The organism is Bradyrhizobium vignae (assembly GCF_004114425.1).
GTDB classification, from domain to species: Bacteria; Pseudomonadota; Alphaproteobacteria; order Rhizobiales; family Xanthobacteraceae; genus Bradyrhizobium; species Bradyrhizobium vignae.
In genome coordinates this window covers 133,224-148,656 of sequence record NZ_RDQF01000013.1, presented here as the reverse complement: position 1 = coordinate 148,656, position 15,433 = coordinate 133,224, and the positions used below count along the sequence as shown (strand labels likewise).

The 15,433-nt window shown below is 58.9% G+C and carries 8 protein-coding genes, 2 pseudogenes and 1 riboswitch; of the genes and pseudogenes, 2 read left to right on the top strand and 8 right to left on the bottom strand.

Features of this window, described 5'->3' with window-relative positions; all coding sequences use genetic code 11:
• Nucleotides 1–338: 338 nt before the first annotated feature.
• The 3 genes and pseudogenes from groL to EAV90_RS40525 all read right to left on the bottom strand — a co-directional run.
• Nucleotides 339–1,979, bottom strand: coding sequence for a chaperonin GroEL (gene groL, locus EAV90_RS14065; RefSeq protein ID WP_129143666.1), 1,641 nt, complete (start codon nt 1,977–1,979; stop codon nt 339–341).
• An 84-nt stretch (nt 1,980–2,063) separates the two neighbouring features.
• Entirely contained in the window at nt 2,064–2,378 is a 315-nt protein-coding gene (locus EAV90_RS14060) for a co-chaperone GroES (protein ID WP_129143665.1), read from the bottom strand.
• Nucleotides 2,379–2,476: 98 nt separating this feature from the next.
• A pseudogene (locus EAV90_RS40525) lies at nt 2,477–2,581 on the bottom strand (co-chaperone GroES); the annotation flags it as partial.
• Between the two features lie 871 nt (nt 2,582–3,452).
• Between EAV90_RS40525 and EAV90_RS14050 the strand changes: the two are divergent.
• Nucleotides 3,453–4,100 carry an FkbM family methyltransferase gene (locus tag EAV90_RS14050; RefSeq protein ID WP_129143688.1) on the top strand — a complete coding sequence of 216 codons (648 nt, stop codon included), beginning with the start codon at nt 3,453–3,455 and terminating at the stop codon, nt 4,098–4,100.
• 744 nt (nt 4,101–4,844) lie between these two features.
• Here EAV90_RS14050 and EAV90_RS14045 read toward each other — a convergent pair.
• The 4 genes and pseudogenes from EAV90_RS14045 to EAV90_RS14030 form a co-directional block, all read right to left on the bottom strand.
• Nucleotides 4,845–5,201: pseudogene (locus EAV90_RS14045) on the bottom strand (hypothetical protein).
• A 2,328-nt stretch (nt 5,202–7,529) separates the two neighbouring features.
• On the bottom strand, nt 7,530–8,696 hold the full coding sequence (locus EAV90_RS14040; RefSeq protein ID WP_129143664.1) for an acyl-CoA dehydrogenase family protein: 1,167 nt from the start codon (nt 8,694–8,696) through the stop codon (nt 7,530–7,532).
• Nucleotides 8,697–10,546: 1,850 nt separating this feature from the next.
• The gene (locus tag EAV90_RS14035) at nt 10,547–11,290 is read right to left on the bottom strand and encodes a carbonic anhydrase (RefSeq protein WP_129143663.1); all 744 of its coding nucleotides are present in this window, start codon (nt 11,288–11,290) and stop codon (nt 10,547–10,549) included.
• Nucleotides 11,291–11,300: 10 nt separating this feature from the next.
• Nucleotides 11,301–12,011 carry a thermonuclease family protein gene (locus tag EAV90_RS14030; RefSeq protein WP_129143687.1) on the bottom strand — a complete coding sequence of 237 codons (711 nt, stop codon included), beginning with the start codon at nt 12,009–12,011 and terminating at the stop codon, nt 11,301–11,303.
• A gap of 714 nt (nt 12,012–12,725) precedes the next feature.
• Between EAV90_RS14030 and EAV90_RS14020 the strand changes: the two genes are divergently transcribed.
• Nucleotides 12,726–12,908, top strand: a complete 183-nt coding sequence (locus EAV90_RS14020) for a hypothetical protein (protein ID WP_122405163.1) — start codon at nt 12,726–12,728, stop codon at nt 12,906–12,908.
• A 507-nt stretch (nt 12,909–13,415) separates the two neighbouring features.
• On the opposite strand, the gene EAV90_RS14015 is transcribed toward EAV90_RS14020, so the two are convergent.
• The gene (locus EAV90_RS14015; RefSeq protein WP_245509507.1) at nt 13,416–14,138 is read right to left on the bottom strand and encodes a nodulate formation efficiency C protein; all 723 of its coding nucleotides are present in this window, start codon (nt 14,136–14,138) and stop codon (nt 13,416–13,418) included.
• A gap of 1,067 nt (nt 14,139–15,205) precedes the next feature.
• Nucleotides 15,206–15,407: riboswitch (cobalamin riboswitch) on the top strand.
• The last annotated feature ends 26 nt before the right edge of the window (nt 15,408–15,433 follow it).

Genomic DNA, 15,433 nt, shown 5'->3' with positions numbered 1-15,433 from the left:
GCTCTCGAATTTGAACTGAAACCTTGTCCGATCGCTGGGCTGGCTCCCACCGATCGCTGCGCCGGAGCCTTTCGGTCGCCGCCGGAGACGGCAGACGAAGCGTTCAAGCGCTTGGTAGAGGCAGCTTCGTGACAGACAAACGCGACAGGCCCACTTTCATCGCAGTGCTGGACCGTCTTACCTTGGTCGTCTAGGCCCTACCGCCGTTCATGCGGATAGGCCGAGGGCTGGACCTTTGGCGCGGCTTGCAAGGGCTACGTTGCAAGCTCGCGCAAAACAAAGCCCTGGCATTCCTGCCAGGGTTTTGCATGTCATCATTGACACGTTGGCAGAGTGGATCAGAAGTCCATACCGCCCATGCCGGCGCCTGGAGGCAATGCCGGACCAGCCGCGACCTTCTTCGGCAACTCGGCAACCATGGCTTCCGTGGTGATCAGCAGCGCCGCCACCGAGGAGGCGTTCTGAACCGCGATCCGCACCACCTTGGTCGGGTCAATGATGCCCTTGGAGACAAGGTTGGTATACTCGCCTGTCTGCGCATCGAAGCCATAAGAGTACTGCTCGTTGTCCAGGACTTTGCCGACCACGATCGAACCGTCTTCACCGGCGTTGATCGCGATCTGGCGAGCCGGCCAGGACAGCGCCTTGCGCACGATCTCGACGCCGGTCTTCTGGTCGTCGTTCTTGGTGCGCAGGCCCTTGAGCTGCTCGGAGGCACGGAGCAGGGCGACGCCGCCGCCCGGGACGATGCCTTCCTCGACCGCCGCACGGGTCGCATGCATCGCGTCATCAACGCGATCCTTGCGCTCCTTCACCTCGACCTCGGTCGCGCCGCCAACGCGGATCACCGCGACGCCGCCAGCGAGCTTGGCGAGACGCTCCTGGAGTTTCTCACGGTCGTAGTCCGAGGTGGTCTCCTCGATCTGCGCCTTGATCTGGGCCACGCGCGCCTCGATGTCGGCCTTCTTGCCGGCGCCGTTGACGATCGTGGTGTTCTCCTTGTCGATCATCACCTTCTTGGCGCGACCGAGCATGTTGAGCGTGACGTTCTCGAGCTTGATGCCGAGGTCCTCCGAGATCGCCTGGCCGCCGGTCAGGATCGCGATGTCCTGCAGCATGGCCTTGCGGCGATCGCCGAAGCCCGGAGCCTTGACGGCCGCAACCTTCAGGCCGCCGCGCAGGCGGTTTACGACCAGGGTCGCGAGCGCTTCTCCTTCGACGTCCTCGGCGACGATGACGAGCGGCTTGCCACTCTGTACCACGGCCTCGAGCAGCGGCAGCAGCTCGTTCAGCGAGGAGAGCTTCTTCTCGTTGATGAGGATGTAGGCGTCGTCCATCTCGACGCGCATCTTGTCGGCGTTGGTGACGAAGTAGGGCGAGATATAGCCACGGTCGAACTGCATGCCCTCGACGACGTCGAGCTCGGTCTCGAGCGACTTGGCTTCCTCGACGGTGATGACACCCTCGTTGCCGACCTTCTTCACGGCGTCTGCGAGGAACTTGCCGATCTCGACATCGCCGTTGGCCGAGATGGTGCCGACCTGGGCGATCTCGTCGTTCGATGTGACCTTCTTGGAGTTCTTCTCGAGGTCGGCCACGACGGCCTCGACCGCGAGGTCGATACCGCGTTTGAGGTCCATCGGATTCATACCGGCGGCAACCGACTTAGCGCCTTCGCGGACAATCGCGGCGGCCAGGACCGTCGCGGTGGTGGTGCCGTCGCCGGCAGCATCCGCCGCCTTCGAAGCTACTTCGCGCACCATCTGGGCGCCCATGTTCTCGAACTTGTCCTCGAGTTCGATGTCCTTGGCGACGGCAACGCCGTCCTTGGTGATGCGAGGCGCGCCGAACGACTTGTCGAGCACGACGTTCCGACCCTTGGGACCGAGCGTGACCTGCACGGCATTGGCGAGGATGTCGACGCCGCGCAGCATGCGGTCCCGTGCGTCTACTCCGAACTTGACTTCCTTGGCTGTCATAAACAATTCCCTCAGTTCTTATTCTCTCATCCTTCGGCGCGCCCAAGCGGGGCGCTCGTCAGGGGGAGCTGTGCGAGCGCTGGATTAGGCGGCTTTCTTCTTGGAAGACACGTCGGTGAGAACGCCCATGATGTCGCTCTCCTTCATGATCAACAGCTCATGGCCGTCGATCTTGACTTCGGTGCCCGACCATTTGCCGAACAGCACGCGGTCGCCGACCTCGACGTCGATCGGGATCAGCTTGCCGGCTTCGTCGCGGCCGCCGGGGCCGACAGCGACGACTTCGCCCTGGGAGGGCTTTTCCCTGGCTGTGTCGGGAATGATAATGCCACCAGCGGTTTTCTCATCGGCGTCGATGCGCTTGACTACGACGCGGTCGTGAAGCGGACGGAAATTCATGCAAGGCTCCTGAGCGTTTGACGATTTAGAGATAGTCACATTGTGACAAGCCAAGTTGTAGCAAGGGTCAAGCCAAAAATGAGCTGAACGATCCATGCCTGCAGCTTTTGCTTGGCTGTGTCGGGAATGATAACGCCGCAAGCGGTCTTCTCGTTGGCGTCGATGCGCTTGCCGACGCGGTCGTGAAGCGGACGAAATTTCATGCAGAACTCCTGAGCTCAAGTTTGAGATAGTCACATTGTGACAAGCCTAATCATAGCAAGAGTTAGGCCAAAAACGAGCTCACCGAGAGACGCCCAGTTCTGCTGAATCGTAGCTGGGTCTCGCGTGTCTTTGTCCGGAAGCAAACGTCCTCAGGTACGCAGCCCGCCAAGCTGCGCTAAAAATGACATTGCGCCTCGTCGAAGCACCCGGATTGAGCCCAGCGTCCTCGACATTGCACGGGGGCCGTTGCATCGATCTAAGCGCTGCGATTTCAACTACGACGGCAGGGTGCAGCATATGATTGCGTCGTCTGACGCCAGCATCTAGCGGCTGACGCCGGCGAACCGTGCGGTGCACAGTCGATGAGCAGTGCTCAATCGGTCTGACGTAGTCACAAAAATATGCCAACTATCTCGAAAACCGCAAATTGCGTCAACGAATCTTATGGCGACCGTTGGTCGGCAGAACACATTTCGCCCAGCTGTGATCGAGCTGATTGGCTATTGCTGCGGACGAGAGATCACTCTGCCCGGGGACGCTCCACTGAGAATAGCTGTAAGACGAGATTCGAGCGAAGCCGATCGTTCGCCCGTCCCGAAAAAAGAGCCGCCGGCGAACGATTTGGCTGACAGAGGCGCCTCTGCCGACGCTGGGTTGGAATTTGTATTGCGAGGCAGTCGCTGCACCTGTCTGTCCGAGCGGTGTCCGTTTTGATATTGACGGCATCCAAATAGCCGCCATGGATCAAGGGGACTCAGTGGCATATGAACGATATACGTTGATATACGTTGTGCCAGTGCGTCTGGCGTGTGATTTCGGCTTCGAAGTTCGAAACTCACGCGATCTCCGGGCCAAATGGAAAAAGCACCTGTGTCTCCTGTAGAAGTACACCAGCACATCGTCTCACTTCTTCAGAAGCCGAATCCGGTCATCCTAGATATCGGCTGCAATGACGGGACCGATACGCAACAATTTCTCAATCTCTGCCCGCATGCTCAGCTCTACTGCTTTGAGCCGGACCCCAGAGCGATCGCGCGCTTCAAGAAGAAGCTGGGCTCATCTCTCAATAAGGTGAAGCTGTTTGAAATTGCCATCAGTGATCGAAACGGGATGATCGACTTTCATCCAAGCAATGCAGATGGTGATGCGAAGGAATGGGACCTCTCCGGCTCAATACGCCGTCCGAAGAATCATCTTACCGAGTATGATTGGGTTCGGTTCGATCGCCCCGTCTCGGTTGAAACGCGGCGGCTGGATGACTGGTGCAGCGAAGCGGAGCTGAACACGGTCGATTTCATCTGGATGGATGTTCAGGGAGCCGAAGCCGATGTTATTGCCGGCGGCAGGCAGACCTTAAGTAACACGCGCTTCGTCTACACGGAATATAGCGACCGCGAGCTCTACGAAGGGCAGTTGTCCCTGCAAGCCATTCTTGACCTGTTGCCATCATTCGAAGTGGCGGCCCACTATCCACGCACAGTGGAGGGTGATGTATTGCTCAAAAATACGCGCTTCTAGTGGCTGCCGCGGATCGAGCGCCTCATTGATCGCTGCAAGACATGACCTGCGCGGTCTGTGTCATCCAAAAGCTGCAAAACTGGTGATGATTAGGTGAGGGGATATGAGCAGCCGAACGGGCACCCCGGTTTCCGACCGCCATTGCTGACCCGCGCATCACGTCGGCGTTCGGCCGGTGGTGAGTCTCTGACCGTCACTTATTCAGAACGAGCCGGCACGACCGACGACGTCGCGGTCAGCAGGCCGTGCCGTTTCAGACCCTTGAATCAACACCGCCAGCCGGTGCTCAAAGCGCTGAATTGTCTGAGCGACTGCTGCAGGGTCTGGACTTCTAGGAGGTAGGTGCACTGCTTCGAGCAAATTGCAAAAGCAATTGCATCAGTTGTAGGCGTGAGTTTCTCAACGAGAAAGAGAGCTGAAGCATCTGTTCGTTCTAAATGAAGATGGCCATGACGCGTCCAGCATAACCCAGCAGCCGATTGTGCCACAAGCCGTCCCGGCGCGACGCTGGAGAAGGCGGCCGCATCATCAGCGGCCGATGTCGTGCCGGATCGGATCAAGATCATCATCGCAACCCGAGTTACTTGCCTGCTGATGTGGCTCAGGTGGAGCTGATCACCGATCTGCGCGCTCGCTTCGCCAGTGCAGCTGCGGCGCGATGACGAAGATAGGCGAGGACGTCAGTAAACGCCTCAACGTAATCGCGGCGCAATGCCCGAGGTGTATCCTAGCCGCGCCGCCTGATCACCCGCAGTTCCAGATCGGTCCGATCGGCGTCCGCGTCCAACATGGCCCGAAACTGCCGCCATTGTAGCGCCCTCCGCGGAAGCCGGGGGCCGAAATAGTGCCACTCGCCACCCCAGCGTAGTACTGAGGAACGGGGTCAATATATCAGTGGCGCTGGTCGGCGCGCGAGAGCCGGGGCATTGCGTGTTTCTGCTTGTAGAGCTGAATGCTGTTACTCAGCGGCTGGCGATAGCCGGGCAGGAAGCCGTAACCTTGCCAGACCGGCTTGGGCCGCTTTTGAATTGGCGCAGCGTTCGTGACGACCGGCAGCAGCGACAGGATCACAGTAGCAGTTAGGCACACTAAGCGAGATATGGATCGACAATAGTGGGTCGCGTGCGCGGAGGATATTCAAATGTCGGTGCAGAGTTCTGCGCATCTCGCGCAGAATGTTCCTGTTAGCTGATCACGTCCTTCCCTGATGAGAAAGCATGCATATGCCCGGCTGTCATCCACCTGCAGGACCCAAAGCCCCACAGCGTAGCAGCAAGGAGAACCCGAGCGCGAGAGCTTGCCGGGATTGATGACGCGGCCGACCGAGCGCTCGATCTCGGCCAGGATGTGCGCTGCGTCTGGGCACGCGTTCTCGATCCTGGACAGACATCATTACGAGCACGGATCCACAAAGTCGTCGAGCAGATAGAGAGCGTTAGGATGGCGCGTACGGTTCTCTCTATGACTCATGCCGTGCATCAGGTGCTCCGAGCAGAGTTGCGGCGATGCGGGTGGCCGGTGATAGGCATCGATGCCGCCATAGCCCATGAGGCGAGCAGCCAGGGCAGGTCGGGCGCTAGGACGGGATCGATCGATTTCAGCGAGTGACTGTCAATCGATCGCTTCCGTTTGCCTCTGGCTCCCGCTCCCTTCGCAAATCATGAGACACGGCGGGCCAGAACACTTGAAGCTGCCAGTCATTGCTCGAAAAAAAAGCCCGGCCTCTTCTCGATGGCCGGGCCAAAGTCAGCCACCGACAGAGGGAGAACTGCCGGCGGTTATTTGCGGAAAGACGTTCACCGCAAATTCCAATTGCGAATTGATCAATGATCGAAGAAATCTGGCGTCGTTTCGTTTGGATGGGACGACATTGATGAAATGCAGCTCGCGACTGTCTCGCACAAACCTTTAAGGTCGTATTCTCCGTTGTCCTGAGGATCGTCAAAGTCATGCAGATTAACTGAGCGGAGTCGAACAGACACAATTCGCAGCCCTTCGAACGGCGTCAACGTTCCGGCCGCAGAGTGCAGCAAGCCAGCATTCCCCGAGGCTGGGACGGAGTATGTTGTTGTTCGTATGCGAGCACTCCGAGATGTTCGTGCGAGCCCGCAGACGGCGATTGGGGCACCTGCTCCGCCATCTGCTGTACACACCATCGACTGCATTGGTATCATCGCCTCACCGACGGTAGCAGACAGCGGCCGGTCTGAGTTGCCGGGCATCCCCGTCAGCTATTTCGAAATGCTACAATCTGACGCCACGTGCGAGTCAACGTCTTTGAGCTGATCAGCTCAAAATTCAACCCGCCGACCTCTCACAGGCAGCTGCAGGGGATCTGCCAGCGATCGACATGCGCGTCGCGTTCTGTTTTTGAAAGGGCGTCGTCTTGTCCAGAAGATCAGGATTGAGTCCAGTCTCGCGCCGATGAAGGCAATTCGCCTACAGCGAAGCACTCGGCGAAGGTTTGGCGCCCGCACAGGATAGCGTTGCGGCAGAAGCGGTGAGCGATTACCAGAAGCTGTACATGCGACCCGAGGCGGAAGATCAATCGGTGCCATCAATAGCGGCTATGAACGCGGCGGAAAGCTGTTGCGACGAAGGACACAGACGAGACTTCCGGATGCTCGGACCACAACAACAGCCTTGCTGCGTGGGGCGGCGAGGGCGTCTTGAGGTCCACCGCTTTCCGCAAAGAGCAGCTCCTGGTTCTTGACGCCCCGAAGGGCATGTCGTGCCTTTCCGCCCATCAAGTGACAGACCTCAAACGAGTCTCCGCGCGTAAGTACTTTGATACAATGTCGAGGCGATGCGACTATCGGTGTTGATGGGAGGGATGCGCTGGCCGAAACCGACCTGTCTTGTCGCGAATACGACAGTGCGATCTAAAATAGCAGGGAATGCGCCTTACGGCCGCTGGCATAAGCCTCCACCTCCGCGCACACCTCACCGAGAAGGAGAACAGTGCGAATCTGCTGAGCGGGTGCCTACCAACCTCGAGTATTCGAGACTGCCAATGCGCACAAAGGAGACGCTATCAGATAGTGTCAGTCTTCCAGAAGCGGGGTCGCTATGTGTCTGGCTGGATCCAATTTACCGCGTAAATGCTGCACGGCTGCTGCGTTTTGCAACGGCCGTGAGCCCCGCGCGCTCAGGTTCATCGAAGTGATTTCTGGGCATTGCGACGCTCTGTGTCGCGGCCAGAAGCGCTTGTGAAAGCACAGAAAAGGCAAAATCCCGCGATGATCGTGAGTTGTACCGGAGAGCACATGACGACAGTCATCACAAATCTGTTCACCCGAAAGCAGATGCTCATTTCTCCTGTCGTTTAAACAAGGCCGGCACGCCACTAGGTCCTGTAGCTGAAGAGAACATCATATCGCAGGTCCGGCAATCCGTTGCTGAGGGGCGTGCGGAGCGTGGACAACCACTTCATGGAAATCCCGGCTGTGCTTCACTTCCGAGCAGGAGTCGGCCGGCGCTTTGAAGCGTTCCCTCGTTTAAAGCTGCGTGCTGGGCGACCACAAAGCTGTCGCACATGGCGCGGGCCAGATTGCTGGTGGTATTGAGCGACGCACTTCCGGCAAGACCGCTCGCAATCCTACAGACCTCAGCGCTCTGCCGCGCAGCGTTCGTCGCGGCGAGTCGCATCAGCGCCGCCGTGCTCGGGTTTACCGCACCTTTCAGCGCTTCCTTCCACAGCTCCTCGGTGGCCTCATAGAAGAAGGAACGGGCCGAACGCAGCAAGGCTTCGGTTTTGGCCATTTCCAGTTGGACATAGCCGCGCTCTGCCATCACAGGCGCTCCAGTGATTGAGGCGCGGCTTCCGGCCATGGCGATTACCTCGTCTAGCGCGGAGCGCGCAATACCGATGCCGACAATCGCATGCACCTGTGCAGCGAAAGCCACGGACGGATAACGATAGAGCGGACCGTCGAGTGTCGGCGGCCCGCCGCGGATCAAGGTCCATTCCTCCGGCACAATGACCTCGTTGACAACGACGTCGTGGCTGCCGGTGCCTTGCAGGCCAATGACGTCCCAATTGGGGCGGATTGTCACCTTTTCAGCCGGCATTACGGCTACCCGCGGAAGGCCACCGGTCTCATCGTCTTCCACAGTGATGCCAACGCCTATCAGATCCGCGCCCGGTGAGCCGCTGGCGAATGGCCACACGCCGCTCACGACAAACCCGTCGGTGCTTCGCCTGGCGGGCTGGAGCGGGAAAAGCGCACCTGCCAACACCACGTCAGGTCCATTCGCGTATACCTTGCGAAGCGTTTCGTCCGGAAGGGCAGCGAGGTAGCGAGCCCCATCGCCGAAGCTGGCGACCCAACCGGCGGAGCCGTCGGCTTCGGAAATGCGCTCGATCAGGCGACAAAAATCGGCCGGCGTTCGCTCGTCGCCGCCGAACCGCCTGGCGGCCAAGGCCCGATAGACGCCAACGCGCTTGAAACCCTCGATAATCTCATCGGGAATCTTCTGCGCGGGGACGAACTCGTTTCGACGCGCGCGGATATCGACCAGTAGCGGCGACAGATTATCCCAGGTCGCAGCCGTAGTGTCGGTTTCTGCAGTGATCTTCTCTGGTGGAGCGTTCATAAGCTGTCCTCGGTGTCTTGAGCCGACCCACGCCGCGCCTCATTGATTTGGATTGCGCGCGCATGGCGAAGCCGGCCGGATTGATAACTAGTCGGAAGGGATCGTCGAAACTGCCGCAGTTGATATTGTACTGTGACGCGATTGCAGGCGGTTAGCGCCCCAACGTATTGGCTGCAAGAAAACGTCTTGAGGGCCGGAAAGGCTGACAGAGTATGGCTGTCAATGCTGTCTTTGAGGCTCAAGCGGCAAAGCAGCCGATATGCGGCGGCGAGATCGATCCGCCTCTGCTGCACTATGTCTCCGACGGTTGACGGCACCGCTCGTTTTGTCATGTCGTCTCCAACGGACGATTTGTCACAATGGAGCCCGCCCGGCTCGAGCCACGTTGCGAATTCCTGACTTGGCGAACGCGAGGCGCTCCAAGCCTGCGGCTCTTTTCCGTCTGCCCAGCAATCGACGTGCCATCAAACATGGTTTGCCATCTGGGTCTTTAATCGAGCGAGATCACGTTCAGAGTGCGCACGCCAGCAGGATGCTCGCGCCTGCCGTGTCTGGTTCCTGGCACAAACCGTCACCAACCAGACACGGCGGAGGAGAACGACTGAATCGGAGCTCGACCGCGGACCAGTCGGGCTCGGCTTGCCAGTGGAGGTTCAGCCCGCTCCGATCTCCCGACATTACCAACAGCGCAATGTACCGTTGTTACGACTGTGGGTGTGTTGGTTGGAAGCGGACGTCAGAGGGAAGGTGTTCAACAAACGTGACGGCCGCGTCAGGCGCTGCCGTTTCGCGATCAAGTCGCTTTCCTAGACGCTGCAAGAGTGCCGCCGTTCATGCAAGCGAAGGCGAAAATCTTCCAGGAGAGTTTGAGATTTTCGAGGTTCGCAGCAACTGATCCGCCTGTACCAAAGGCCAAGCGATTCGTGCAGAGTCTCGCGTGATTCACCCTTTGCGGCCGCTGATGCCTCTATCTTCAGCGAACTTCAGATGCTTCGGATCCTAGCTTAGCTTGTCCAGCTCGCACAGCAATAGCGGCACAATCGTCGTCCGGTCCTTGCTGCTGAGACCAGTGCCGTACAGGACGCCGGGAGCCGATCTACGTTGCGCGCGACGTACTCGTTCATGTCGCCGCTCCTCTTTCTCCGGCATGATCCCGTCAAACCTGAGGTTGCCGTCCCCTGCCAGCAAGCGCTAGCAGGTTTTTCGGTTTGGGCCGACAGCAATCCCGTAGAGCGACTGAACTCTCGCGCATCCCCAGGCTGCTAAGCGCAGTACGACCTGGTGGGACTCCATCGCCGGGTGTGTCAGTCGTCCTCAACAGGGGCTGATGCAGGACGGACCGTGCGCTGCCGACGCAAGTAGTAGTTTTCTATACATCCGCCGGGTGGGCAGCCGTGGTGCTCGTCATCCTGCTCTATGTGATCTTCGGCCCTGGCTGAGCGTGGTGATCATGGCAGGAGCATAGGTGGTTTCCCGGATCGCGGCTGAGAGACTGCCGGAACGTCGCGTGTTCCGTTAGGCCGAGAGCTCAGACCCTGCATGCCGCGTACCGCGATTTGCTGCTTGCACCACCTCTGTTGGCCTAGCTATCAACGTGCAGGCGTGAATAGTGTCGCCCCCGGTATCAGTTTTTCTTGGTGCTGGCCTCGCGTTGCGAACATGAGCACGTAGAATACGAGGAGAATTAAGAGGCCGCGCATACCAAAGGTATTCCCGAAGCTATTACAATTGTGGACCGGATTGTACTCCGTGCATTTGATGCAGGCGATGCACGAGCGAATTGCGCGGAACTCGACCGAAGCCCTGTATCAGGCGGCAAACGAGTAGCTGGCCGCGCGAAGGGGCCAGCGTCAGCTCAGCAAATCGACCCTGCCGGTGTCGAGCCGATAAAGGCCCCCGACGACCTTCAGTCTGTTCTGCTCAACTGCCGCGTTCAAAATCGGCCCCGTCGATTTGAGTTTGTTGACATTATCGATTACATTTTGTCGGGCGGCTTCAGCGAACGTGTCACCGCCTTGCTGGCGGGTTACTTTTACCGCAGGCGCAAGCGCAGCGACGAGGGATGAAATGTGTCCCGGCGGCGGCTTATCGTCCTGGAGCGACTTAATCGTGGCGCCTATCGCACCGCAATGATCGTGGCCAAGTACCAGGATCAGCGGCGTGTTCAGCACGGCTACCGCATATTCCATGCTGGCGAGCGTGTCATCGTTGGCGAAGTTGCCGGCGAGGCGGCAGACAAACAGATCACCAAGTCCGCTACCGAAGACAAGTTCAGGCGCCACGCGAGAATCGGCGCAGCTCAGGATCGCGGCATATGGATTTTGGCCATCCACTAAGACTCGGCGCTCGCGCTGGAAATCGTCGCGTCGTGATGCGCCCTGGACATAGCGATCGTTGCCTTCCATCAGCCTCTTCAGGGCAGCATCCGGGGAGAGTAGGTTATCTGGCTTGGGGGGCGCTTCTGCTTCCTTAGCATCGACAATGTTGTTGCCAAGCCGCAGGCAAGCCGCCGAAACAGCGAACAGCAACAGCGAGCGGCGCGAAGACGCGAACTTGGTCAGATAGGGCATATTCGGAGAATGGCCTGCTTGCATGTATCTCACCTCATCGCGCGGCTTTACGCCACCCGGTGGCTTCGGCTTCCGCTTCGCTGCAGAGCCAGCGTTCACCGGGCTTCGTCATGTCGAGTTTTTCGTAACTAAGTTGCCCGGGCAGGTGATAAATCCGCTCGCCATTGCGGCCCACGGTGCCTTTTATCACACACTCGGACGAGGGCGGGTCCGATAGCAGGGCGGATCCGAGCAGGAGCTCCTGAGCGTCGACCGGAACCGAGCTCGCGCCGATGATGATCGTCCCCTTATTGCGGCGACGCCAGTCCCAGGGCGCGACGAACGCCCCCGACCATAGCCCTGCACAGGTTTTGCTCGCCACAACCTCATAGATGACGTAAGGACCCGACGAGAGTGCCCAGCCCGAGCGTACCATCCAGGCGTTCACGTCCTCGCCTTCGATGAAGCAACTGCCGCGTGACCGCCAGTACTCATCGACTCCCTTGGTATGACAATCCCACGTTTGTCCGTTTGAATACTTGATAAGCTCGTCGCGAGCAGCTACCCCGCAAGTCCATTTCCGGCCGTGGGCGTCGAGGCAAATCTGATCAGTCTCAGGAGCTTCGATGCCTGAGAGCCGAATCTTGGTCTGCTCAATCTCGATGGTATTGCCGTCGAGGATGCGCGCAGGGCCCCTGAGCTTCGCCGCGCACACCGGAGATGCGATGACAGCGAGCAATGCGACCACCATTATGCGCTGTTTCATCCCGACAATAACCTTTCGCTCTTGATCCATGTTCACGCGCGACCCGGCGCCGCCATTCGACTGCTTAAACGCACTATGCCCGTTATTCGATCGGCATCTTTCGACGTTTACTCTATGAAGGCGTGGCCGTAGTTTCCAAGCTACGACCTGACGCTGCGTGAGGTTCAAGAGATTTCTTCCGGCGTACGTGTCGCGGTATCCGTCGAGCCTCGCCGGTCTCTCTCTCTCTCTCTCTCTCTCTCTCTCTCTCTCTCTCTCTCTCTCTCTCTCTCTCTCTCTGTCTGGGCGCGCACTGCACCCTCTCGACCTGAGGAGAGAAGATCCCCATCGCGCAGCCGCGGACTCGGTATGCGGGAGAAAGCCGAACCTCGAACGCTGTTTCTCACGCACTTGAAGAACAAAAGTCGCCTGCGAATGTTGAGCGTCGAGTGGAAGCCAGGCGTCGAGTAGCAACCTGGCTATCCTTTGTGCCAACTGGGTCTACCCAGCAAGCCCGGGGTGAGGGCGTGCGTTTGCGCCAGGGGAACGGCAGCCTCAGTGGGTTCGTCGTATACGCACCGGGCGGGGATAAGCCGCCCGCATGCCATTCGGTGCGACGCGTCAATCCACAACATGGTTGCCCCATCGCGGCACTCGGGTAGGTCGCTCTGGTGCGGTTTGGCCGACTCAAGCTACAAATCATTCTCAACGATCTCACTACACAATGGGAATGAAATGGTTGCTGCCCCCCGGGAATTGCCGGTCTCTTCTTACGCGCTTGAAGTGGATGGCCGACTCAGAGCCGAATTCGCGACCAGAGACGGCGCCAGGGCAGGCGGAGCAGAACTGAAGAAGCGTTTTCCCATGGTTCAAATCCGGATCTATGACGCGCAGACGAATGCGCGCGAGGAAATTTAGCGCCGACTCAGCCGGCCCTCGATGCCTCGCGAACGGCTCCGGGGCTCCTCGCCCGGGCACTCGGAAAAGCCCGGTGTCCAGGGGGTGTGCCGCCCGCGCCGCCTCTGCGGCGGCACGCTCACCAGTCAGTCGCGCGATGCCCGGCGTGCACGCCGGATCGGGTTTGGGCCCGAGGCATCTCCAGGTCCGGTCTCTTGAAGAGTAGCATGAAAGAGCTGGTTCGCCCGCAGATTGGTGTCCTCTCACTGGGGCGGAGGGCAAATTCGCCAGCTGGCACGCGCCGCTGCGGCCGACCCTACTCCTCGCAGAAAGACTCTAGTTATCGTGCCGGCCGAGTGTTTCCTGACGAGCTGAAGGCTGCGGGAAAGGCTCGCGACTGTTGCGAATGCGTAAGCACCGACACTTTAGCGTTGATATGTCTTGCAGTTGTTCTGAAGCGTTCGGCGGCAGAAGGAGCAGCGGCGCGATCTTGCTCTGTGACCATTTTACAGGGCTTTTGCTCCTCTCTTACTCTTCCCGTTCCTTTGGCTCAATGCGAGCGAACCAGGAGCCAGGAGGAAAGGCCGCGATACGCTTGGCAAAGGAGGATTGCGGCTCCCAATCTTGACCTTCGCTCTTCTCGAAAGTGATGACCCCGTTGTGTGTAAAAGCAAGGGGTCCTGGAATATTACAGTTCACCAAAAGCAAAACGCGCCACAGATCGCCTTTCTCGTTCGGCTTGTCCTTCTGCTTCGGCAAGTAGTCCACTCCAACAGGCTCAACAATAGTGCAGCGGCCCTGCCGCAGAAGATCGCCGAGCCGGCCTTGCGTGGTCGTCACGAAGTTGAAGTTGCTCGGATCATGCAGAAAGCGAAGATTTGCGCTCCTTTCATCCTCCTTGACTTCAGTAGCGATCAACGAGAGCGCCAGGGCGTGCCAACCCAACTCCATCGGCTTTGCATAGGTCGACGCAAGTTGAAACGTGCCGTCGAGCGCGATTCTCCAGGCGATAACGTTCTGTTCGTCTAATGTATCATCCGGGTGCCTGGTCCACATAACGAAAACATAGTCGTTTTGGTCAAGTTCAATGACGCCCCACATTCGAGGGACAAAAAGTGCCACCTTCGAAACGTTGGAGATAAGTTGTTCTATTGTCTCACCGTCTTGCGCTCGCCACGTTGACTTGAATCTTTCGATATGGGGGCTCTCGATGGCGCGAACACTGTTGCTTGTCGCAGCCAGCGCGGCCATACAGATCAACGATCGGCCGAGATAAAACAATAGCGCGCGTCTTCCAGACACTTTCCTCATAACCGCCGGCCTATTTGGTTTCATCCACACGTCATTCCAAAGCGGGCAAGCTTCAACCTGCTATTCGCGAGCGCAAGAAGTTAGCGGCGACGCAACGGGGAGACCGATGGTGTCCCGTGCGAGCGGGCGCTCCCCTCTATGTCACGCGCCGCTAACTTCGCTCCCGGCGACAGCTTCAAGTTGCTGTGCTGGATATGCCCAGCAGGAGGACTGGGCACACCGAAGACTTGCATTCCTCGTGCCAGGTAATAGACGGCAATTCGCACCGCTTTTTTGTCCTCTTTGTCGGCTTTCCGACTTGCGTACGTCTCGATGTTTACCTTCAACGCTACGCAACGCGGCTTATGCGTCCTCGCACGCACCGAATATTCGACGGCGCAGCTGAGCGCCTCGACCAAGTTCCTGATGACAATTGGGAGCACGCTTGCCGCCATAGAACCGTTCCGTTCGTATCGTTGCCGGAATGTGGCTTTCGATCTCTGCCATCCTCTGGGCGCTAGCGGCCAAGAGGCCAGAGCGGCGTTTGCCGCTTCTTTCGCGACGTGCGGCTCGAGAGCAGCCTCCCGTTCGGTCCGCTTTGCGGTAGAAGGCCAACGACGACGAAGCCGATCTTCATCGCCGAGCATTTGGCGTTTGGCTGGTACTGCAAATCAACGTGCTGGTCAGGTATGTTGCTGGCTTTGCCAGGTGTGTTAGGCCTATTCAGCGCGGATCGAGCTGGTCGAGAGGGCGGCTGGATGGCGGACGCGCTCGAAGACCGGCGGGAAGCCGGGGGCATCAAATGCGTTCTGCTCCAGGCAGCGGTGCCCGCCGGCGCAAGCCGCATTTGTCCCTTCCACCATCTGGCGTGCGGGCCCGGGGCAGCTGCGATGGTCATTACAATATGGCTGACTGGAGAGCCTTTCTCCATCGATTCAACGATAAAGATGCGTGGCCCTTCGCGTAGCGGATGTCGCAGCACCAGCTTGAGACATAATCTGAGAGGTTGACGGAAGACTTGTCTTGCCGATATTCCAAGTCGTCGAGGTTCTCCGGTCCCACTTGATCCGGAGCTAAGAGGGAAGCCGGTGAAGATGCCGGCGCTGCCCCCGCAACTGTGAGCGGCGAGCCGCTGTCCAACGATGTCACTGAAGCCTGCGCGGCTTCGGGAAGGCCGGACAGCAGCAATGACCCGTGAGCCAGGAGACCTGCCCCGACAATATATTCGTCCACGGGCGGGGTGTCCCGGTGGTGCG